Below are 20,048 nucleotides of genomic sequence, written 5' to 3'. Positions count from 1 at the left end.
ACATGCGCTAGTCCGAAGGGCAGGTGAAGGCCGCAGGCGGCGGCTGCCGTTCCCACGAGGGACGGCAGCCGCCCGCCCCGGGCGGCCGACTGCAGTGCTCGTCTACCTCATACGGCGGCTGTTCAACGTCGTCGCCACGCTGCTGGTGGTCTCCGTGGTCACCTTCGGCATCTTCTTCGCGGTCCCCAAGATCACAGGCAGCGATCCGGCCCTGATGTACGCCGGCCGCGAGACCAACGAGACCGCCCTGGCGGGCATCCGCGTGAAGATGGGCTTCGACAAGCCCATCTCCGAGCAGTACCTGACCTTCGTCAAGGGCATCTTCGTCGGCCGTGACTACGACGGCGGCACCGATGTCACCCACTGCGCCGCCCCCTGCTTCGGATACTCCTTCAAGACCGAGGCGCCCGTCTGGGAGACCATGGTCGACCGCATGCCGGTCACCCTCTCGCTCGCCCTCGGCGCGGCGGTCATCTGGGTGATCGCCGGTGTGGCCACCGGCGTGGTCTCGGCGCTCAAACGCCGGACCGCCATCGACCGCACGGTGATGGTCGGCGCGCTCGCCGGCGTCTCCCTGCCGATCTTCTTCACCGGCATGGTGGCCCCCGCGATCTTCGTCTACGGCCTCGGCTGGCTGGACGTGTCCAACTACAGACCGCTCACCGAGGATCCGGTGGCCTGGCTCAACTCCCTGATCCTGCCCTGGGTGACCCTGGCCTTCCTCTTCGCCGCCACCTACGCCCGCATCACCCGCGCCACGATGCTGGAGGTCCTCGGCGAGGACTACATCCGCACCGCCCGCGCCAAGGGACTCAAGGAGGGCGTGGTCATCCGCAAGCACGCCCTGCGCTCCACCCTCACCCCGATCGTCACGATGTTCGGCCTGGACCTCGGCGGACTCCTCGGCGGCGCGGTGCTCACCGAGACGACCTTCAACTTCCAGGGTCTGGGGACGGCGGCCGTGGCCGCCATCGGCCAGGGCGACCTGCCCGTGATCATGGGCGTCACCCTGCTCGCCGCGCTGTTCGTGGTGATGGCCAACCTGATCGTGGACCTGCTGTACGCCGTCATCGACCCGCGCGTGAGGCTGACGTGACCGAGAACCCCACCACCGGAAGCGGGCCCGCGTTCGTGCCCGAGCAGGCCGGGCCGACGGACGGGCCGTCCACCAGCACGGCCTTCCTCTCCGTGCGCGACCTCAAGGTGCACTTCCCGACCGACGACGGCCTGGTCAAGTCCGTCGACGGGCTCTCCTTCGACCTTGAGCGCGGCAAGACGCTCGGGATCGTCGGCGAGTCCGGCTCCGGCAAGTCGGTGACCTCGCTGGCCATCATGGGCCTGCACCGCACCGGCAGCGCCCGCAGCCGCCCGCACATCTCGGGGCAGGTCGTGCTCGACGGCGAGGACCTCGTACGGGCCGACGCCGACCACGTGCGCAAGCTGCGCGGCCGCAAGATGGCGATGGTCTTCCAGGACCCGCTGTCCGCGATGCACCCGTACTACTCGGTCGGCAAGCAGATCATCGAGGCGTACCGGACCCACCAGGGCGTCGACAAGAAGACCGCCCGCACCCGGGCGGTCGAGATGCTCGACCGCGTCGGCATCCCGGAGCCCCACCGGCGCGTGGACGCGTACCCGCACGAGTTCTCCGGCGGTATGCGCCAGCGCGCGATGATCGCGATGGCGCTGGTCAACAACCCCGAACTGCTCATCGCGGACGAGCCGACCACCGCCCTCGACGTCACCGTCCAGGCGCAGATCCTCGACCTGATCCGCGACCTCCAGAAGGAGTTCGGCTCCGCGGTCATCATGATCACGCACGACCTCGGCGTGGTCGCCGAGATGGCCGACGAGATCCTCGTGATGTACGGCGGCCGGTGCGTCGAGCGCGGCACCGCCGAGAAGGTCTTCTACGAACCCCGCCACCCCTACACCTGGGGCCTGCTCGGGTCGATGCCGCGCATCGACCGCGAGCAGACCGAGCGCCTGATCCCGGTCAAGGGCTCGCCGCCCAGCCTCATCAACATCCCGAGCGGCTGCGCCTTCAACCCGCGCTGCCCGTACGCCGACATCCCCAAGGGCGGCATCACCCGCACCCAGCGGCCCGAGCTCACCGAGGACGACAGCCGGCACTGGTCCGCCTGCCACATGTCGCAGGAGGAGCGGACCCGGATCTGGACCGAAGAGATTGCGCCGAAGCTGTGACCGACATGAAGAAGACGGACGCACCGCAGGCCTCCGACGAGGAACCGCTGCTGAAGGTGACCGGCCTGGTCAAGCACTTCCCCATCAACAAGGGGCTGCTGCGCAGGCAGGTCGGGGCCGTCAAGGCCGTGGACGGCATCGACTTCGACGTCCGGCGCGGTGAGACGCTGGGCGTGGTCGGCGAGTCCGGCTGCGGCAAGTCGACGATGGGCCGGCTCATCACGCGCCTGCTGGAGCCCACCGGCGGCACGGTCGAGTTCGAGGGGCGCGACATCACGCACCTCGGGGTCTCCGCGATGCGTCCGCTGCGCCGCGACGTGCAGATGATCTTCCAGGACCCGTACGGCTCGCTGAACCCGCGGCACACGGTCGGCACGATCGTCGGCGCCCCCTTCAAGCTCCAGGGCGTCCAGCCGGAGGGCGGGCTGAAGGCGGAGGTGCAGCGCCTGCTGTCCCTGGTGGGCCTCAACCCGGAGCACTACAACCGGTACCCGCACGAGTTCTCGGGCGGCCAGCGCCAGCGCATCGGCATCGCCCGCGCGCTGGCCCTGAAGCCGAAGCTGGTCGTCGCCGACGAGCCGGTCTCGGCGCTGGACGTGTCGATCCAGGCCCAGGTGGTGAACCTGCTGGACGACCTCCAGGAGGAGCTGGGCCTCACGTACGTGATCATCGCGCACGACCTGTCGGTCATCCGGCACGTCTCGGACCGCATCGCGGTGATGTACCTCGGCAAGATCGTGGAGCTGACCGACCGCAAGTCGCTGTACGAGAACCCGATGCACCCGTACACCAAGGCCCTGCTGTCGGCCGTGCCGGTGCCGGACCCCCGCCGCCGGGGCACGAAGAGCGGCCGCATCCTGCTGAAGGGCGACGTCCCGTCGCCGATCTCGCCGCCCTCCGGCTGCCGGTTCCACACGCGCTGCTGGAAGGCCACGCAGATCTGCACGACGCAGGAGCCGCCGATGCTGGCGCTGGCCACGGGCCACCAGGTGGCCTGCCACCACCCGGAGAACGCCGCCGACCAGGCCCCGGGCGACCCCGCCCTCCCGGGCGCCGCCGAGGCCCTGGCCACGGTCTCGGAGTAACCCGCCCCCCGCCCCGGGGCCCAGAGCCCCGGGGCGGGGGTATGTCGTCGGCCCGACCGGCCCGACCGGCCCGACCGGCCCGACCGGCCCGACCGGCCCGACCGAGCCGACGCAGCCGGGCCTGCGGCCTCCGGCCGGCGCCGGCCGGGGTGGCAGCCGCCCGGGGTGGCGGGCCGTACCCGTCGAACCACCGGCCGGGCGAACGGCACAATGGGGCCGTGCTCCACGATCTCTTCCCGCCCGGGATCCAGCATGCCCTGGACCTAGCCGGCATCTTCGTCTTCGCCACCGCGGGCGCGCTGCTCGCCGTACGCAAGAACTTCGACGTCTTCGGCATCTGCGTGCTCGCGCTGGCCACCGCCCTCGGCGGCGGCCTCTTCCGCGACATCGTGATCGGCGCCGTTCCGCCGGCCGCCTTCGGCGAGCTCAGCTTCTTCGTCACCCCGCTGATCGCCGCGGCGTGCGTCTTCTTCCTGCATCCCGAGGTGCAGCGCATCAACCGGGCCATCAACGTCTTCGACGCCGCGGGCCTCGCCCTCTTCTGCGTGACCGGCACGACCAAGGCGTACGAGTTCGGCCTCGGACTCACCGCGTCCGCCGCGCTGGGCCTGGTCACGGCCGTCGGCGGGGGCGTCCTGCGCGACGTCCTGGCCAACGAGGTGCCGTCGCTGCTGCGCGACCGCGAGATGTACGCCGTCCCCGCCATCGTCGGTGCCTCGATGGTGGCCGTGTTCATCGCGTTCGAGATGCTCAACGCCGTGACCACCGCCCTCGCGATCGTCACCACCTTCGTGCTCCGGCTCCTCGCCATGCGCTACCACTGGCGGGCCCCGCTGGCCTGGAATCGCCGCTCCTCGGTGGCCGAAGAGCCGTAACAAGCACGTAGCAAAGGAAAGCTACCGCTTAGTAGTAACCGGCGGTAGGCTCGAATTCATGGCATACGCAGCGACCCAGGCCTCCATCGGCGACAGCGAATTCGACCGGGACACCGCCGTCACCCCGCGCGCGGAGGAGTCCGGCGTGTACGACGCGGAGCTCTCCGCCGGGTGGACGATCATCACCGCCGTGAACGGCGGCTACCTGCTGGCCCTGGTCGGCCGGGCCCTGTCGGCGGCCCTGCCGCACCCGGACCCCTTCACCGTCTCCGCCCACTACCTGACCTCGTCGGTGCCCGGCCCCGCCGTGATCCGCACCGAGGTCGTCCGGATCGGGCGCACCCTCTCCACCGGCCAGGCCTCCCTCTTCCAGTACGACGAGAGCGGCGCCGAGATCGAGCGGATCCGGGTCGTCGCCTCGTACGGCGACCTCGCCTCCCTCCCGGACGACGTCCGCACCACCGCCGTCCCGCCGGTGTTCCCGGCGTACGAGGACTGCCTCGGCCCGGAGGCCGGCCCGGCCCCGATCCCCGGCAGCAACGCGATCGTGGACCGGCTCCGGCTGAGGCTGGACCCGGCGACGGCGGGCTGGGCGCTCGGCGCCCCGTCCGGCAAGGGCGAGATGCGGGCCTGGTTCGAGCTGGCCGACGGCCGCGACGCCGATCCGCTGTCGATGCTGCTCGCGGTGGACGCGCTGCCGCCGACCTGCTTCGACCTGGGCCTGATGGGCTGGAGCCCGACCATCGAGCTCACCGCGCACGTGCGCCGGCGCCCGGCCCCGGGCCCGCTGCGGATCTCCATCACGACGCGGAACCTGGCCGGCGGCTTCCTGGAGGAGGACGCCGAGGTCTGGGACTCCACGGACCACCTGGTGGCCCAGTCCCGCCAATTGGCCCGCGCCCCGCGCTGACCCCCGGATCCGGCCGCTCCGGGCCCCCACCGCCCCCGGGGGGTCCGGGGCCCGGGAGGGGACTCGTAGAATCAGGGGATCATGGCCTACCTCGACCACGCCGCCACCACCCCGATGCTCCCGGAGGCCGCTGCGGCGATGACCGCGCAGTTCGCCGCCACGGGCAACGCCTCCTCCCTCCACGCCGCCGGCCGCCGTGCCCGCCGTACCGTCGAGGAGGCCCGCGAGGCCCTCGCCGAGGCACTCGGCGCCCGCCCGAGCGAGGTGGTCTTCACCGCGGGCGGCACGGAGGCCGACAACCTCGCCGTCAAGGGCCTCTACTGGGCCCGCCGCGACCAGGACCCCGCCCGGACCCGGGTGCTCGCCAGCCCCGTCGAGCACCACGCCGTCCTCGACGCCGTCCACTGGCTCGGCGAGCACGAGGGCGCCCGCGTCGAGTACCTCCCCGTCGACCGCTACGGCCGCGTGCACCCCGAGGACCTCCGCGAGGCCATCGCGCGCAACCCCGACGACGTGGCCCTGGCCACCGTCATGTGGGCCAACAACGAGATCGGCACCGTCATGCCGGTACACGAACTGGCCGCCGTCGCCCGCGAGTTCGCGATCCCCCTGCACTCCGACGCCGTCCAGGCCCTCGGGCAGCTCGACGTCCGCTTCGGCGACAGCGGCCTCGCCGCGATGACCGTCAGCGGCCACAAGATCGGCGGCCCGTACGGTATCGGCGCGCTGCTGCTCGGCCGCGACCAGAGCCCCGTACCCGTCCTGCACGGCGGCGGCCAGGAGCGGCACGTGCGCTCCGGCACCCTCGACGTGCCCGCCATCGCCGCCTTCGCGGTGGCCGCCGTGATCGCCGCCGAACGGCGCGAGCGGTTCGCCGCCGAGGTCGGCGCGCTGCGCGACGAGCTGGTCGCCGCCGTGCTCCGCGAGGTGCCCGACGCCGTCCTCGGCGGGGACCCGGACGACCGGCTCCCGGCCAACGCGCACTTCAGCTTCCCCGGCTGCGAGGGCGACTCGCTGCTGCTCCTGCTGGACGCCCAGGGCATCGAGTGCTCCACCGGCTCCGCCTGCACCGCCGGCGTGGCCCAGCCCAGCCACGTCCTGCTGGCCACCGGCACCGACCCGCGGCTGGCCCGCGGCACCCTGCGCTTCTCCCTCGGCCACACCTCCACCAAGGAGGACGTCGCGGCCGTGGCCGCGGCCATCGGCCCGGCGGTCGAGCGGGCCCGTACGGCAGGGCTGAGCTAGGGAGCGGGGGCCGCCGCGAGCTCCGAGCGGACCAGGCCCAGGTAGCGCTCCCAGTCCCAGTGGGGGCCCGGGTCCGTGTGGTCCGTGCCCGGGACCTCGGAGTGGGCCACTATGTGCGTACGGTCCACGGGTATGCCGTACCTGCGGCAGACGTCGGCGGCCAGCCGGGCGGAGGCCGCGTACATCACCTCCGTGAAGTCCTGCGGCCGGTCCACGAAGCCCTCGTGCTCGATGCCCACGCTGCGCTCGTTCATCGAGCGGTTGCCCGAGTGGAAGGCCACATCCATCTCGCGCACCAGCTGCTCCAGACGCCCGTCCTGGCCGACTATGTAGTGCGCCGACGCCTGGTGGAACGGATTCTTGAAGGCGTCCACCGAGGACGCGAAGCTGCCCTGCGTGACATGCACGACAATCCGGTCCACCCGGTAGTCCCCGGGCCGGTCCGCCATCCGCCAGTTCGCCGGCGAGGCCGCCGTCCAGCCCGCGCCCGCGTGGTCCACCTCGCCCTCCTTGCGGGGCTTGCCCACGCCCGGCAGCAGCCACCAGGCACGCCGCAGCTCGTCCTGCCCGGCGATCGCCGCCACCGTGAAGACCCCCAGCCCCCCGAACAGCACCGCCCGGCGGGTCCTGCGCGGCGCGGCCTTCGGCGCAGGCTCGACCTTGCTCCCCATGTGATCCACCCCCTGCACGTGATAACGCGCTGTGACCCCGGCCGGTTCCCCCGTACTCTGGACGGTGCTATGACTGAGAACCTGCCGCGCACCTCACGCCTCCCCCTCGCTGCGCCGGGGGGATCCCCACTTCGCGTCCTGGCCGCCATGTCCGGTGGCGTGGACTCCGCCGTCGCCGCCGCCCGCGCCGTCGAAGCCGGGCACGACGTGACCGGCGTCCACCTCGCGCTCTCCGCGAACCCGCAGTCCTTCCGGACCGGCGCCCGCGGCTGCTGCACCATCGAGGACTCCCGCGACGCCCGCCGCGCCGCCGACGTCATCGGCATCCCGTTCTACGTGTGGGACCTCGCCGAGCGCTTCCGCGAGGACGTCGTGGAGGACTTCATCTCCGAGTACGAGGCCGGGCGCACCCCGAACCCCTGCCTGCGCTGCAACGAGAAGATCAAGTTCGCGGCCCTGCTCGACAAGGCCCTCGCCCTCGGCTTCGACGCCGTCTGCACCGGCCACTACGCCACCGTCGTGCTGAACGGGGACGGCTCGCGCGAGCTGCACCGCGCCTCCGACATGGCGAAGGACCAGTCGTACGTCCTCGGCGTACTCGACGAGAAGCAGCTGGCCCACGCGCTGTTCCCGCTCGGCGACACCCTCACCACCAAGGAAGAGATCCGCGCCGAGGCCGAGGAGCGCGGCCTGGCCGTGGCGAAGAAGCCCGACAGCCACGACATCTGCTTCATCGCCGACGGCGACACCCAGGGCTTCCTCGCGAGCCGGCTGGGCAAGGCCGAGGGCGACATCGTCGACGGGGCGACCGGCGAGAAGGTCGGCACCCACGACGGCGCCTTCGGCTTCACCATCGGCCAGCGCAAGGGCCTGCGGATCGGCCACCCCGCCCCCGACGGCAAGCCGCGCTACGTCCTCGACATCTCCCCGGTGAACAACACCGTCACCGTCGGCCCCGTCGAGGCCCTCGACGTCAGCGCCCTGACCGCGATCCGCCCCCGCTGGTGCGGCTCCACGGCCGCCGCCCCGGGCACCTACACCGCGCAGCTGCGCGCCCACGGCGGCGAGACCGAGGTCTTCGCCGAGCTCGTGGACGGCGAGCTGCGAGTGAGCTTCACGGAGCCGGTGCGGGGGGTCGCCCCCGGCCAGGCGATCGTGCTGTACGACGGCACGCGCGTGGTCGGCTCCGCCACCATCGCGACGACCACCAGGGCCGCGGCCGCGTCCGTGTGAGGCCCCGCCCCGGGTGCGGGAGCGGGGCGGGGCGGCCAGACTCGGAGGTGGAACGGGGGGACGCCGGGAGCGGAGGGGGACCACCCCGGTCCTACCACCAAGGGGAATCATGAAGACGAGAACCCGCTCGCTCCGCCGTGTCTCCGTCGCCGCCTGCGCGGTCCCGCTGCTGCTCACGGGTGTCGCCGCGGGTACGGCGGCCGCCGCCGCACCCCGGGTCGCCGCCCAGTCCGCCCCCGCCACCCTGCGGGCCACGTCGGCGAGCGAGATCCTCGCGCTCGTCAACGCCGAGCGGGCCAAGGTCCCCAACTGCCCGGCGCTGGTCGAGAACGCCCAGCTCACCCAGGCCGCGCAGATCCACGCCGACGACATGGCGAAGAACAACCTCACCGGACACACGGGTTCCGACGGGTCGAACGAGACGGCCAGGCTCGACCGCGTCGGCTACAAGTGGGGCGCGTGGGGCGAGAACGTCTCCGGACCCGGGTATGCCGACGCCGCGGCGCACGTGAACGGCTGGATGAACAGCAGCAGCGGCATCCACAAGGCCAACATCCTGAACTGCAATTTCACCGAGACGGGCGTCGCAGTGGCCGGTGACCGGGTCGTGGAGGTTTTCGCGAAGCCCCTGTGACCGGCCCTGATTCCCGGGGCGTCCAGGCCGTGTCTAGCCGACCGTCAGCACGATCTTGCCGGTGGTGCGTCCGAGCTCGCCGATCTCGTGGGCCTTGGCGGCCTGCTCCAGCGGCAGCACCGTGTCGATCAGCGGACGGAGCAGGCCCCGGTCGGCCAGCGCCGCGATCTCCTCCAGCCCCTTGAGGTCCGGCTCCACCAGAACCCAGGAGGCGTGCACGCCCTGCGTGTCGGCCGGGATCCCGTCCGGGCCGGGCAGGGTCACCAGGTGCCCGCCGGGCTTCAGCACCTTCAGCGAGCGCTGCCCGTAGTCCCCGCCCACCGCGTCGATCACCACGTCCACGTCGGAGACGGCGTCCTCGAAGTCCGTGGTGCGGTAGTCGAGCACCTCGTCGGCGCCCAGCCCGCGCAGCAGCTCGTGCTTGGCCGCGCCGGCCGTGCCGATCACGTACGCGCCGCGCGCCTTGGCGATCTGCACCGCCAGGTGGCCGACCCCGCCGGCCGCCGCGTGGATCAGCACCCGCTGTCCGGCCGTGACCCCGGCCGTGTCCACCAGGGCCTGCCAGGCGGTCAGCGCCGCCAGCGGCAGGGCCGCCGCCTGCACGTGGTCCAGGGAGGCCGGCTTGCGGGCGAAGTGCCGGGTCGGGGCGACCACGTACTCGGCGTAGCCGCCGGCCTGGCGCGGGAAGTTCGGCATGCCGTACACCTCGTCGCCCTCGCGGTACAGCGTCACGCCCGGACCGACCGCCTCGACGGTGCCCGAGACGTCCCAGCCGACCATCGGGACCTCGCCCCAGCCGATGAGGCCGCCGCTGGCCCGCGTCTTCCAGTCCACCGGATTCACGCCGGCCGCGTGGACCCGTACGAGGATCTCGTTCAGACCCGGCTCGGGCCGGTCCGTCTCGACCTCGGTGAGAACCTCGGGCCCGCCCCACTGGCTCACGACGACCGCGCGCATGACTGTCTCCTCAGGTGTTCTTGGGATGTTCCGTGCCGGTTTTCCCGGCCGGTGGTCCCAGCTTGGCCGCATCCGGCCCCGCGCGGTGTTGGCCGTACGGCCACCATGTGACAGGATCTGGCCATGTCCGTTTTGCAGCGTGTTGCCGTACTCGCCCTCGAAGGGGTCGCCCCGTTCGAGCTCGGAATGCCGTCCCGGGTGTTCGGCAACGCCCACGCGGAGGACGGCGGCGCCCTGTACGAGGTCACCGTCTGCACCGCCGACGGACAGCCCGTGACCAGCGACGCGGGCTTCACCATCGGCGTCACGGCGGGCCCCGAGGCCCTCGCCGCGGCCGACACCGTGATCGTCCCGCCCACCCACGCCATGCCCGGGCTGCTGCGCGGCGAACCCCTGCCGCAGGCCCTCGTCGACGCGCTCGCCGCCATCCGGCCCGGCGCCCGGATCGTGTCCATCTGCACCGGTTCGGAGGTGCTCGCCGCCGCCGGGCTGCTCGACGGCCGGCGCGCCACCACGCACTGGGCGCACGCGCCGGAGTTCCAGCGGGCCTTCCCGCGCGTCCTCCTCGACGAGGACGTGCTCTTCGTCGACGACGGCTCCATCCTCACCTCGGCGGGCGTCGCCGCCGGCATCGACCTGTGCCTCTACCTGATCCGCGCCGACCACGGCACCGCCGCCGCCAACCGCGCCGCGCGGCTGTGCGTCGTACCGCCGTGGCGGGACGGCGGGCAGGCCCAGTACATCGACCGGCCCGTCCCCGAACCCACCGTGGCCACCACCACCGCCACCCGCGCCTGGGCCCTGGAACGCCTCGCCGAGCCGGTCACGCTGGCCGAGCTGGCCGCCCACGCCCGGATGAGCCTGCGGACCTTCACCCGGCGGTTCCGCGACGAGGTGGGCATGACCCCGGTGCAGTGGCTCACCGTCCAACGCCTCGAAGCCGCCCGCCAGCTGCTGGAGTCCAGCGACCTGCCCGTCGACCTGGTCGCGCACCGGTCGGGCTTCGGCTCCGCCAACTCGCTGCGCCAGCACATGCGGACCGCCCTCGGCATCTCGCCGATCGCCTACCGCCGGACCTTCCGTCCCGGCAGCCCGGTGGCCGTGGGGGCATGACCTCGGAGGTCATGGCCTTCGACTCCCCGTCTTGGCAGGATCGGATCAACAGCCCGATCCGGTACACCGCTTGAGACTTCGGAGGCCAGGTCCATGACCGCGTACGCCATCGCCCACATACGGCCCGAGACCATGAACGAGGACATCCTCCGCTACATCGAGGAGATCCAGTCGACGATGGACCCCTTCGAGGGCCGCTTCCTCGTCCACGGAGCGCAGCCCGAGGTCATGGAAGGCCCCTTCCCCGGGACCGTGGTGGTCCTGGGCTTCCCGGACATCGAGCGCGCCCGCGCCTGGTACGCCTCCCCGGCCTACCAGGCCCTGATCCCGCTGCGCACCCGCCACATCCCGGGCGAGGTCATCCTGGTGGACGGCGTCCCGCCCGGCTACGACGCGACGAAGACGGCGTCCCGCCTGCGCGCCGAAGCCACCCTCTGACGGCCAACCGGGCCGTATCCGTCCTCAGCGGCCCCGGAGGAGGCGCAAGCCGCCGGGTGGGCCGGTGGCTGAATACGGCCCGGGCCCACGGCCGTGGCCTCGCCGCCCGCCCGCCGGGCTACGGCCTGCCCGGCGGCGGCGACCTGCGAGCATGGGGCTCATGGCTACTCACCTGATCACCGGTGCCGGCGCGGGCATCGGCGCCGCCGTCGCCGCGCGGCTGCACGCCCGCGGCGACGACCTCGTCCTGCTCGCCCGCGACGCCGCCCGCGGCAAGGAGCTCGTCGAGCGCTACCCCGGCTCCCGCGCCCTCGTCGGCGACCTCTCCGACCCCGACCGGCTGTCGTGGGCCTTCTCCAAGCAGCCCATCCCGGAGCGGATCGACTCGCTCCTGCACATCGCCGGGATCGTCGACCTCGGCCCCGTCGGCGAGCTGCGCCCCAAGACCTGGCACCAGCAGCTCAACGTGAACCTGATCGCCCCCGCCGAGGTCACCCGGCTGCTGCTGCCCACCCTGCGCGCCTCCCGCGCCACCGTGGTCTTCGTGAACTCCGGCGCCGGCCTGACCGCCCACGCCGACTGGAGCGCGTACGCCGCCTCCAAGCACGGGCTCAAGGCCCTCGCCGACTCGCTGCGCGCCGAGGAGAAGCCGAACGGCATCCGCGTCACCTCCGTCTACCCCGGCCGGACCGCGACCGCCATGCAGGCCAAGGTGCACTCGCAGGAGGGCAAGGAGTACGACGCCGCCCGGTGGATGGACCCCGAGTCCGTGGCGACCACGATCGTGATGGCCGTCGACCTGCCGCGCGACGCCGAGGTCAACGACCTGAGCGTGCGGCCCGGCCGATGACCGCGAGCGCCACCGGCGTCGGCTCCCTCCCCGGCGGCGACGCCCGCGAGGCCGCCAAGACCGCCACCGGGTCCTTCGAGGACTTCCCGTACCTCCCCGAGCTGCCCGCCCGCGGGCCCGGTGCGGACATGATCGGCCGATCCCTCGGGCTGCTCGTCGAGATGTACGCCCACGTCGAGCCCAGCGGCTGGCGGATCAGCGACCGCCCGGGACGCGACACCCGGCGCGCCCGTTCCTGGCTCGGCGAGGACCTCGATGCCCTGGAGGAGTTCACCCAGGGGTACACCGGCAAGCTCAAGGTCCAGGCCGTCGGCCCGTGGACCCTGGCCACCGCCCTGGAACTGCACGGCGGCGAAGCCGTGCTCCAGGACGCCGGCGCCTGCCGCGACCTCGCCGGATCGCTCGCGGAGGGCCTGCGCGACCACCTGGCCGACGTGCGCAGGCGCATCCCCGGCGCCGAGATCGTGCTCCAGCTCGACGAGCCGTCCCTGACCGCGGTGCTGCTGGGGCGCGTACGGTCCGCGAGCAAGTACCGGACCTATCGGGCCGTCGACCGGCAGGTCGTCGAGGGCACCCTGCGCGAGCTGTTCGCCGTCCACGACGGGGAGGTCGTCGTCCACTCCTGCGCGCCCGAGGTGCCCTTCGGGCTGCTCCGGCGGGCCGGCGCGACGGGTGTGTCGTTCGATTTCTCCTTGCTCACCGAGCGCGAGGACGACGCCATCGGCGAGGCCGTCGAAGGCGGCACGAAACTCTTCGCCGGAGTGGTGCCGGGCACCGACGTCCCGTTGTCGGACCCTGCCGGTAGCGTCATGGGTGTCAGGAAGCTCTGGCGCAGGCTGGGGCTGGCCCCGGGGACTCTGGCGGAGTCCGTCGTGGTCACCCCGGCGTGCGGTCTGGCGGGCGCTTCGCCCGCCTACGCCCGCGCCGCGCAGGCGCACTGCGTCAGGGCGGCGAGGTCGCTCGCCGACAACCCTGAGTGACGTAAGCAGACGGGCCACGGGAGGACACGGCATGGCAGCCGAACAGAAGCAGGCCGGCGGCGGCACGGGCGCACCGGCGGCGGTGCGTGAGCAGCACGCGCTGCTGGCCGAGCAGGTCGAGGAGCACCGCTTCCGGTACTACGTGAACGACCAGCCGGTCGTCAGCGATGCCGAGTTCGACAAGCTGCTGCGCTCGCTGGAGGCGCTGGAGGAGCAGTATCCGGAGCTGCGTACGCCCGATTCGCCCACCCAGAAGGTGGCCGGGGCGTACGAGACGGACTTCACGTCCGTCGAGCACCGGGAGCGCATGCTCTCCCTCGACAACGCCTTCGACGACGAGGAGTTGGCGGCCTGGGCGGAACGGGTGGCCCGGGACGTCAACACCCCCGACTTCCACTACCTGTGTGAGCTCAAGGTGGACGGCCTCGCCGTCAACCTCACGTACGAGAAGGGCCGCCTGACCCGGGCCGCCACCCGCGGCGACGGCCGCACGGGCGAGGACATCACGCCCAACGTCCGTACCATCGCGGAGATCCCGGACCGCCTCAAGGGCGACCGGATCCCCGAGCTGGTCGAGATCCGCGGCGAGGTCTTCTTCCCGATGGAGAAGTTCGAAGAGCTCAACGCGCGGCTCATCGAGGCCGGCGACAAGCCCTTCGCCAACCCGCGCAACGCGGCGGCCGGTTCACTGCGCCAGAAGGACCCGAAGGTCACCGCCACCCGCCCGCTGCACATGGTGGTGCACGGCATCGGCGCGCGCGCCGGCTTCGAGATCGACAAGCTGAGCCATGCGTACGAGCTGCTCGGCGAGTGGGGCCTGCCCACGGCCCGGCACAACAAGGCGGTGTCCTCGCTCGCGGAGGTCCGCGAGTTCATCGCCTACTTCGGCGAGAACCGGCACTCCGTGGAGCACGAGATCGACGGCGTCGTCGTCAAGCTCGACGAGATCCCGCTCCAGGGCCGCCTCGGCTCCACGGCCCGCGCTCCGCGCTGGGCGATCGCGTGGAAGTACGCCCCTGAAGAGGTCAACACCAAGCTGATCGACATCAAGGTCGGCGTCGGCCGCACCGGCCGGGTGACCCCGTACGCGCAGGTGGAGCCGGTGACGGTGGCCGGCTCGGAGGTCGAGTTCGCGACCCTGCACAACCAGGAGGTCGTCAAGGCCAAGGGCGTGCTCATCGGGGACACCGTGGTGCTGCGCAAGGCCGGCGACGTCATCCCCGAGATCCTCGGCCCGGTGGTGGACCTGCGCGACGGCAGCGAGCGGGAGTTCGTCATGCCGGCCGAATGCCCCGAGTGCGGGACGGCGCTGCGGCCGATGAAGGAGGGCGACATCGACCTCCGCTGCCCCAACGGGCAGACGTGCCCTGCCCAGTTGCGCGAGCGGCTGTTCTACCTGGCCGGCCGCCAGTGCCTGGACATCGAGAACTTCGGCGCGGTGGCCGCGGCCGCGCTCACCAACCCGCTGGAGCCGGCCGAGCCGCCGATGCTCGACGAGGGTGACCTGTTCAGCCTCACCATCGAGCAGCTGCTGCCCATCAAGGCGTACGTCCTGGATGCCGACAGCGGGCTGCCCAAACGCGATCCGAAGACCGGCGAGGAGAAGATCGTCACGGTCTTCGCCAACCAGAAGGGCGAGCCGAAGAAGAACGCCCTGTCCATGCTGGAGAACATCGCGGCCGCCAAGGACCGCCCGCTGGCCCGGTTCATCAACGGCCTCTCCATCCGGCACGTGGGGCCCGTCGCGGCGGAGACCCTGGCCCGCGAGTTCCGGTCGATCGAGCGGATCGAGCAGGCCTCCGAGGAGGAGCTCGCCGCCACCGAGGGCGTCGGACCGATCATCGCGGCGGCGGTCAAGGAATGGTTCGCCGTCGACTGGCACCAGGAGATCCTGCGCAAGTGGCGGGAGGCCGGGGTACGCATGGAGGAGGAGGGTTCCGGTGAGGAGGAGGGGCCGCGTCCGCTGGAGGGCCTGACCGTCGTCGTCACCGGCACTTTGCAGAGCCACACGCGGGACGGCGCGAAGGAGGCCCTGCAGAGCCGCGGAGCCAAGGTGACCGGATCCGTCTCGAAGAAGACCTCCTTCGTCGTGGTCGGCGAGAACCCGGGCTCCAAGTACGACAAGGCGATGCAGCTGAAACTGGCCGTCCTCGACGACGCGGGATTCGCGGTGCTGCTCGAACAGGGCCCGGACGCGGCGCGCGAGGCGGCGCTCCCGGTGGACGGCGGTGCCGAAGCGGAGTAACGCCCCCCGGCCGACACGCAGGTCTCGTACCGGGGGAGTGGCGAAGGCGAACGGATGCGTGGCGTGCGGCCGTGCGGGCGGGCGCACGCCAGGCGCAACTCCCGGTGGTAAAAGGCCGGTACAGGGCTGTTCGCAGGGCGGTGACCTGTCGGATCATCGGATGGGTGACCCGGGAGTCCTGGTCCAAACTCACCCGTTCGGCGGATACCGTACTGATGAGGATGGCTGGGTCGCATTCGGGCAACCGCCGCCGACCGCTGCCCCTGAGGGCCTCTCGCGTCCTACTGTTGAGGGGGGCGCCTGTCGTGCACGGCTGCGTGATGCGCTTCCAGCCGTGATGGCATGACATTGGGGCCATTGCGTGGCATCGGCATTGCCGGCTGTGAGAGGGACGGGCATGAAACCCACCGAAAGCGCCGACCCGTCACCTGATGTCGGCGGGGAGATCCCGTCCATGCGGACGGGCCGGCTCGGTGTCCTGGGTGCCAGGACGCCGGACAACCGCCCGCTCGGCAGCGGCGCGGGATCGGGCAGGGCGGCGCAGCGCACCGTGCTGCCGTTCATCGTCGTGGGCCTGTCCGCCGTCGTCCTCGCGATCGGCATCCTCACCGCGCTGAGTGAGCGTCATGCCCTCTTCCCCGGCGGTCCGGTCGGCTGGGCGCTCGCCCTGCTGACCGGCATCATCGTCGGCCACCTCGTCGCGCTGGGCCGCGACCGCTGGTGGGGCGGCACCGGTTCGGGCGCGGCACTGACCCTCGGCGTGCTCGTCCTCTACGGCTGGGTGCCCGCGGGACTCGTCTCGCTCGCGGTGGTCTCCCTGGTCGGGGCCGCGCGCCGGCACCGCTGGCGGCAGGGGCTGCTGCACGGCGCCACCGACATCCTCGGCATCGGAGCCGGGGCCCTCGTACTCGCCGCGTTCGGCGAGGCGCCGACCGTCGAGACCCCGTGGCGGCCCACCACCTGGGGGCTGGAAGCGGTCCCCGAGATCGTCCTGGTGGCCCTCGCCTACCTGCTGGTCACCAAGGTGCTGCTGTGGCTCGCGCAGACCCCGCGCGGCGGCGCCCTGCCCACCATCGCCCGCACGGCCCTGCTCCGCCAGGCCTTAGTGGCGGTCGCCCTGCTCGGCATCGCCCCGCTGATCTGCGTGGTCGCCGTGACGCAGCCGGTGCTGCTGCCGCTGTTCGCCGTGCCCCTGATCGCCCTGGACTCCACGCTGTGGATCGCCCGGGCGCGCGCCGAGGAGCAGCTGCGCGATCCGCTGACGGGGCTGCCGAACCGGCAGTGGCTGCTGGAGCGGGCCTGGTCCGCTCTGGACGAGGCTGAACGTTTGGGCACCCGGTCAGCTCTTGTGTTGATCGACCTGGACCGGTTCCGCGCGGTCAACGACACGCTGGGCCACCTCGCCGGTGACCGGCTGCTGCTCCAGATCGCCGACCGGCTCCGCCAGGCCCTGCCCGAGGACGCCGAGGCCGCGCGCCTCGGCGGCGACGAGTTCGCCGTACTCCTGCCCGTCGCCGACTCCACCACCAGTGCCCAGCGGGTCGCCCGCCACCTCGTCGCCGAGCTCAGCTCGCCCCTCGACCTGGACGGCCTGACCCTCGTCCTGGAGGCCAGCGCCGGCCTCGCCGTCTTCCCCGACCACGCGCTGGACGCGGAGGGGCTGCTGCGCCGCGCCGACGTCGCGATGTACCAGGCGAAGCGGGACCGCACCGGCGTGGAGGTGTACGAGTCCAAGCGCGACAGCAACACGCCCGACCGGCTCGGCCTCCTCGGCGATCTGCGCCGCGCTCTCGACGCCGGCGAAGTGGAACTCCACTACCAGCCCAAGGTCCGCTTCGACGGCCAGGTGGCCGGGCTCGAAGCCCTGGTGCGCTGGGTACATCCGGAGCGGGGCCGGGTGTCGCCGGACGAGTTCATCGCGATCGCCGAGACCTCGGGGCTGATGCCCCACCTCACCGAGTACGTGCTGGAGACCGCCCTCGCCCAGGTGGCGCGCTGGCGGGCGCAGGGACTGAAGGTCCCGGTCGCCGTCAACGTCTCACCGCGCGATGTCCACACCCCCGGATTCGCGGGCGCGGTCGCGGCCCGGCTGGCCCGGCACGGGGTTCCGGCCAGCGGGCTCCAGCTGGAGATAACGGAGCACGTGCTGCTGGAGGACCCGCAGCGGGCCGCCGACACCATGGCGGGCCTGACCGGCCACGGCGTGAAGATGTCGCTCGACGACTTCGGCACGGGCTACTCCTCCCTGGTGCACCTGCGGCGGCTTCCGGTCAGCGAGCTGAAGATCGACCGCTCGTTCGTGGCGCGGCTCGCGGTGGACGCGCAGGACGCGGAGATCGTCCGCTGCACCGTCGACCTGGCGCATTCGCTCGGGCTGCTCGTCGTCGCCGAGGGCGTCGAGGACGACGAGACCTGGGAGCGCCTGCGCGACCTGGGCTGCGACGCCGTCCAGGGCTGGCTGGTCGCGGCCGCCATGCCCCCGCAGGAGGCCACGGCCTGGCTCCTGGCCCGCGGCGAACGCGGCTGGCGCCGTCCGGCGGACATCACGGCGGAACTGGCGGCCTCCCAGGCGCCGGCGGAAACCCCGGCCCAGTAGCCGGGCCGGCAGCCGCGGAAGCAGCCGTACGAGGACCCGTACGAGGACCCGTACGAGCACTCCACCCCGTGGCCCCCGCCGGGCCCGGGGCGCCCTGGTGGGAAACGGTTTCGTGGGTCCGGGGCCCCGCCCCATAGGATTGGGCACGAAACTACACACTCACCACCCCCAGAGGATCGCTGCATGCCTGGCATCACGCGCGAGGAGGTTGCCCACCTCGCTCGGCTGGCACGTCTGGAGCTCAAGAGCGAAGAGCTGGACCACTTCGCCGGACAGCTCGACGACATCATCGGCGCGGTCGCCCGCGTTTCCGAGGTCGCCGACCAAGACGTCCCGCCGACCTCCCACCCGCTGCCGCTGACGAACGTCATGCGCGCGGACGAGGTCCGACCGTCGCTCACCCCCGAGCAGGCGCTTTCCGGCGCTCCCGCCCAGGAGCAGCAGCGTTTCAAGGTGCCGCAGATCCTGGGGGAGGACTAACAACCATGACTGACCAGATCATCAAGCTCACGGCCGCCCAGACCGCCGAGAAGATCGCCTCCGGCGAGCTCACGGCCGTCGAGGTCACCGAGGCCCACCTGGCCCGCATCGACGCGACCGACGAGAAGGTCCACGCCTTCCTGCACGTCGACCGCGAGGGCGCCCTCGCCCAGGCGCGCGCCGTCGACGCCAAGCGCGAGCGCGGCGAGAAGCTCGGCCCGCTGGCCGGCGTCCCGCTCGCCCTCAAGGACATCTTCACCACCGTCGGGGTCCCGACCACCGTCGGTTCGAAGATCCTCGAAGGCTGGATCCCGCCGTACGACGCCACCCTGACGCGCAAGCTGAAGGAAGCCGACGTCGTCATCCTCGGCAAGACCAACATGGACGAGTTCGCCATGGGGTCCTCCACCGAGAACAGCGCGTACGGGCCCACCGGCAACCCCTGGGACCTCACCCGGATCCCCGGCGGCTCCGGCGGCGGCTCCGCGGCCGCACTGGCCGCCTTCCAGGCCCCGCTCGCCATCGGCACGGACACCGGCGGCTCCATCCGCCAGCCCGCCTCCGTCACGGGCACGGTCGGCGTGAAGCCCACGTACGGCGGTGTCTCCCGCTACGGCATGGTCGCCTTCTCCTCCTCCCTCGACCAGGGCGGGCCCTGCGCCCGTACGGTCCTGGACGCGGCGCTCCTCCACGAGGTCATCGCCGGCCACGACCCGATGGACTCCACCTCCATCGACGCCCCGGTCCCGCCGGTCGTCGAGGCGGCCCGCAACGGCTCCGTCACCGGCATGCGCGTCGGCGTCGTCAAGCAGTTCGCCGGCGAGGGCTACCAGGCCGGCGTCGTCCAGCGCTTCAACGAGTCCGTCGAGCTCCTCAAGGAGCTGGGCGCCGAGATCGTCGAGCTGGACTGCCCCTCCTTCGACCTCGCGATGGCCGCGTACTACCTGATCGCGCCGTCCGAGTGCTCCTCGAACCTGGCCCGCTTCGACGCCATGCGCTACGGCCTGCGCGTCGGCGACGACGGCACCAAGTCCGCCGAGGACGTCACCGCGCTCACCCGCGAAGCCGGCTTCGGCGACGAGGTCAAGCGCCGCATCATCCTGGGTACGTACGCGCTGAGCTCCGGCTACTACGACGCGTACTACGGCTCCGCCCAGAAGGTCCGCACGCTCATCACCCGGGACTTCGAGAAGTCCTTCGAGCAGGTCGACGTGATCGTCTCCCCGACGACCCCGACCACCGCCTTCGCCATCGGCGAGCGCACCGACGACCCCCTCGCCATGTACCTCGCGGACCTGTGCACCATCCCGACCAACCTGGCCGGCAACTCCGCCATGTCGCTCCCCTGCGGCCTGGCACCGGAGGACGGCCTGCCGGTCGGGCTCCAGATCATCGCCCCGGCGATGAAGGACGACCGGCTGTACAAGGTCGGCGCCGCCGTGGAGGCAGCCTTCGTCGCACGCTGGGGTCACCCGCTGCTTGAGGAGGCACCGTCCCTGTGAGCACCAGTGCACTGTCCAAGGCCAAGGGC

At 72.2% G+C, this 20,048-nt stretch carries 18 protein-coding genes; 16 read left to right on the top strand and 2 right to left on the bottom strand.

Annotated elements, in window-relative coordinates; translation table 11 throughout:
* Positions 1-94 precede the first annotated feature (94 nt).
* The 6 genes from ACIQU4_RS01110 to ACIQU4_RS01085 all read left to right on the top strand — a co-directional run bounded on the left by ACIQU4_RS01110 (position 95) and on the right by ACIQU4_RS01085 (position 6,320).
* Positions 95-1,096 (top strand): ABC transporter permease, encoded by a 1,002-nt coding sequence (locus ACIQU4_RS01110; RefSeq protein WP_403724225.1) that lies wholly within the window; start codon positions 95-97, stop codon positions 1,094-1,096.
* A gap of 35 nt (positions 1,097-1,131) precedes the next feature.
* Positions 1,132-2,205, top strand: coding sequence for an ABC transporter ATP-binding protein (locus ACIQU4_RS01105; RefSeq protein ID WP_403725896.1), 1,074 nt, complete (start codon positions 1,132-1,134; stop codon positions 2,203-2,205).
* Between the two features lie 5 nt (positions 2,206-2,210).
* On the top strand, positions 2,211-3,290 hold the full coding sequence (locus ACIQU4_RS01100) for an ABC transporter ATP-binding protein (protein WP_403724223.1): 1,080 nt from the start codon (positions 2,211-2,213) through the stop codon (positions 3,288-3,290).
* A gap of 218 nt (positions 3,291-3,508) precedes the next feature.
* On the top strand, positions 3,509-4,165 hold the full coding sequence (locus ACIQU4_RS01095; protein ID WP_403724220.1) for a trimeric intracellular cation channel family protein: 657 nt from the start codon (positions 3,509-3,511) through the stop codon (positions 4,163-4,165).
* 58 nt (positions 4,166-4,223) lie between these two features.
* Positions 4,224-5,075 (top strand): thioesterase family protein, encoded by an 852-nt coding sequence (locus ACIQU4_RS01090; protein ID WP_403724218.1) that lies wholly within the window; start codon positions 4,224-4,226, stop codon positions 5,073-5,075.
* Between the two features lie 81 nt (positions 5,076-5,156).
* Positions 5,157-6,320, top strand: a complete 1,164-nt coding sequence (locus tag ACIQU4_RS01085) for a cysteine desulfurase family protein (protein ID WP_403724216.1) — start codon at positions 5,157-5,159, stop codon at positions 6,318-6,320.
* Here the strand turns inward: ACIQU4_RS01085 and ACIQU4_RS01080 are convergent.
* Positions 6,317-6,991, bottom strand: a complete 675-nt coding sequence (locus ACIQU4_RS01080; RefSeq protein WP_403724213.1) for an N-acetylmuramoyl-L-alanine amidase — start codon at positions 6,989-6,991, stop codon at positions 6,317-6,319. The genes ACIQU4_RS01085 and ACIQU4_RS01080 overlap by 4 nt on opposite strands.
* 69 nt (positions 6,992-7,060) lie before the next feature.
* Here ACIQU4_RS01080 and mnmA point away from each other — a divergent pair, with 69 nt between their 5' ends.
* Both mnmA and ACIQU4_RS01070 read left to right on the top strand, forming a co-directional pair.
* Positions 7,061-8,224: a tRNA 2-thiouridine(34) synthase MnmA gene (gene mnmA / locus ACIQU4_RS01075; RefSeq protein WP_403724211.1), complete on the top strand. Its 1,164-nt coding sequence runs from the start codon at positions 7,061-7,063 to the stop codon at positions 8,222-8,224.
* Between the two features lie 109 nt (positions 8,225-8,333).
* The gene (locus ACIQU4_RS01070) at positions 8,334-8,858 is read left to right on the top strand and encodes a CAP domain-containing protein (protein ID WP_403724208.1); all 525 of its coding nucleotides are present in this window, start codon (positions 8,334-8,336) and stop codon (positions 8,856-8,858) included.
* Between the two features lie 33 nt (positions 8,859-8,891).
* On the opposite strand, the gene ACIQU4_RS01065 is transcribed toward ACIQU4_RS01070, so the two are convergent.
* A complete protein-coding gene (locus ACIQU4_RS01065; protein ID WP_403724205.1) occupies positions 8,892-9,815 on the bottom strand; it encodes an NADP-dependent oxidoreductase in 924 nt (307 codons plus the stop codon).
* Positions 9,816-9,938: 123 nt separating this feature from the next.
* Here ACIQU4_RS01065 and ACIQU4_RS01060 point away from each other — a divergent pair, with 123 nt between their 5' ends.
* The 8 genes from ACIQU4_RS01060 (at position 9,939) to gatA (ending at position 20,019) form a co-directional block, all read left to right on the top strand.
* Positions 9,939-10,928, top strand: coding sequence for a GlxA family transcriptional regulator (locus ACIQU4_RS01060; RefSeq protein WP_403724203.1), 990 nt, complete (start codon positions 9,939-9,941; stop codon positions 10,926-10,928).
* A 93-nt stretch (positions 10,929-11,021) separates the two neighbouring features.
* Positions 11,022-11,366: a DUF1330 domain-containing protein gene (locus ACIQU4_RS01055; RefSeq protein ID WP_403724201.1), complete on the top strand. Its 345-nt coding sequence runs from the start codon at positions 11,022-11,024 to the stop codon at positions 11,364-11,366.
* Positions 11,367-11,526: 160 nt separating this feature from the next.
* Complete coding sequence (locus ACIQU4_RS01050; RefSeq protein ID WP_403724199.1) at positions 11,527-12,216, top strand: SDR family oxidoreductase; 690 nt, start codon at positions 11,527-11,529, stop codon at positions 12,214-12,216.
* Positions 12,213-13,196 carry a methionine synthase gene (locus tag ACIQU4_RS01045; protein WP_403724193.1) on the top strand — a complete coding sequence of 328 codons (984 nt, stop codon included), beginning with the start codon at positions 12,213-12,215 and terminating at the stop codon, positions 13,194-13,196. The genes ACIQU4_RS01050 and ACIQU4_RS01045 overlap by 4 nt, the downstream gene beginning before the upstream one ends.
* Positions 13,197-13,227: 31 nt before the next feature.
* A complete protein-coding gene (ligA, locus tag ACIQU4_RS01040) occupies positions 13,228-15,441 on the top strand; it encodes an NAD-dependent DNA ligase LigA (RefSeq protein WP_403724188.1) in 2,214 nt (737 codons plus the stop codon).
* Positions 15,442-15,838: 397 nt separating this feature from the next.
* Positions 15,839-18,037: a putative bifunctional diguanylate cyclase/phosphodiesterase gene (locus tag ACIQU4_RS01035; protein WP_403724186.1), complete on the top strand. Its 2,199-nt coding sequence runs from the start codon at positions 15,839-15,841 to the stop codon at positions 18,035-18,037.
* 183 nt (positions 18,038-18,220) lie between these two features.
* The gene (gene gatC / locus ACIQU4_RS01030) at positions 18,221-18,517 is read left to right on the top strand and encodes an Asp-tRNA(Asn)/Glu-tRNA(Gln) amidotransferase subunit GatC (RefSeq protein WP_007266718.1); all 297 of its coding nucleotides are present in this window, start codon (positions 18,221-18,223) and stop codon (positions 18,515-18,517) included.
* A gap of 5 nt (positions 18,518-18,522) precedes the next feature.
* The gene (gatA, locus tag ACIQU4_RS01025) at positions 18,523-20,019 is read left to right on the top strand and encodes an Asp-tRNA(Asn)/Glu-tRNA(Gln) amidotransferase subunit GatA (RefSeq protein WP_403724183.1); all 1,497 of its coding nucleotides are present in this window, start codon (positions 18,523-18,525) and stop codon (positions 20,017-20,019) included.
* Positions 20,020-20,048 lie beyond the last annotated feature (29 nt).

The sequence above is a fragment of the Streptomyces sp. NPDC090741 genome, assembly GCF_044769045.1.
In the GTDB taxonomy this organism is placed as follows: Bacteria; Actinomycetota; Actinomycetes; order Streptomycetales; family Streptomycetaceae; genus Streptomyces.
Note: the sequence above shows the minus strand (reverse complement) of the source record. Positions and strands in the feature narration are given on the sequence as shown.

Coding starts and splice junctions, on each gene's coding strand:
- ACIQU4_RS01100 (WP_403724223.1), top strand. CDS start 2,211: ATGAAGAAGACGGACGCACCGCAGGCCTCCGACGAGGAACCGCTGCTG.
- ACIQU4_RS01090 (WP_403724218.1), top strand. CDS start 4,224: ATGGCATACGCAGCGACCCAGGCCTCCATCGGCGACAGCGAATTCGAC.
- ACIQU4_RS01085 (WP_403724216.1), top strand. CDS start 5,157: ATGGCCTACCTCGACCACGCCGCCACCACCCCGATGCTCCCGGAGGCC.
- ACIQU4_RS01080 (WP_403724213.1), bottom strand. CDS start 6,991: ATGGGGAGCAAGGTCGAGCCTGCGCCGAAGGCCGCGCCGCGCAGGACC.
- mnmA (WP_403724211.1), top strand. CDS start 7,061: ATGACTGAGAACCTGCCGCGCACCTCACGCCTCCCCCTCGCTGCGCCG.
- ACIQU4_RS01070 (WP_403724208.1), top strand. CDS start 8,334: ATGAAGACGAGAACCCGCTCGCTCCGCCGTGTCTCCGTCGCCGCCTGC.
- ACIQU4_RS01065 (WP_403724205.1), bottom strand. CDS start 9,815: ATGCGCGCGGTCGTCGTGAGCCAGTGGGGCGGGCCCGAGGTTCTCACC.
- ACIQU4_RS01060 (WP_403724203.1), top strand. CDS start 9,939: ATGTCCGTTTTGCAGCGTGTTGCCGTACTCGCCCTCGAAGGGGTCGCC.
- ACIQU4_RS01055 (WP_403724201.1), top strand. CDS start 11,022: ATGACCGCGTACGCCATCGCCCACATACGGCCCGAGACCATGAACGAG.
- ACIQU4_RS01050 (WP_403724199.1), top strand. CDS start 11,527: ATGGCTACTCACCTGATCACCGGTGCCGGCGCGGGCATCGGCGCCGCC.
- ACIQU4_RS01045 (WP_403724193.1), top strand. CDS start 12,213: ATGACCGCGAGCGCCACCGGCGTCGGCTCCCTCCCCGGCGGCGACGCC.
- ligA (WP_403724188.1), top strand. CDS start 13,228: ATGGCAGCCGAACAGAAGCAGGCCGGCGGCGGCACGGGCGCACCGGCG.
- ACIQU4_RS01035 (WP_403724186.1), top strand. CDS start 15,839: ATGAAACCCACCGAAAGCGCCGACCCGTCACCTGATGTCGGCGGGGAG.
- gatC (WP_007266718.1), top strand. CDS start 18,221: ATGCCTGGCATCACGCGCGAGGAGGTTGCCCACCTCGCTCGGCTGGCA.
- gatA (WP_403724183.1), top strand. CDS start 18,523: ATGACTGACCAGATCATCAAGCTCACGGCCGCCCAGACCGCCGAGAAG.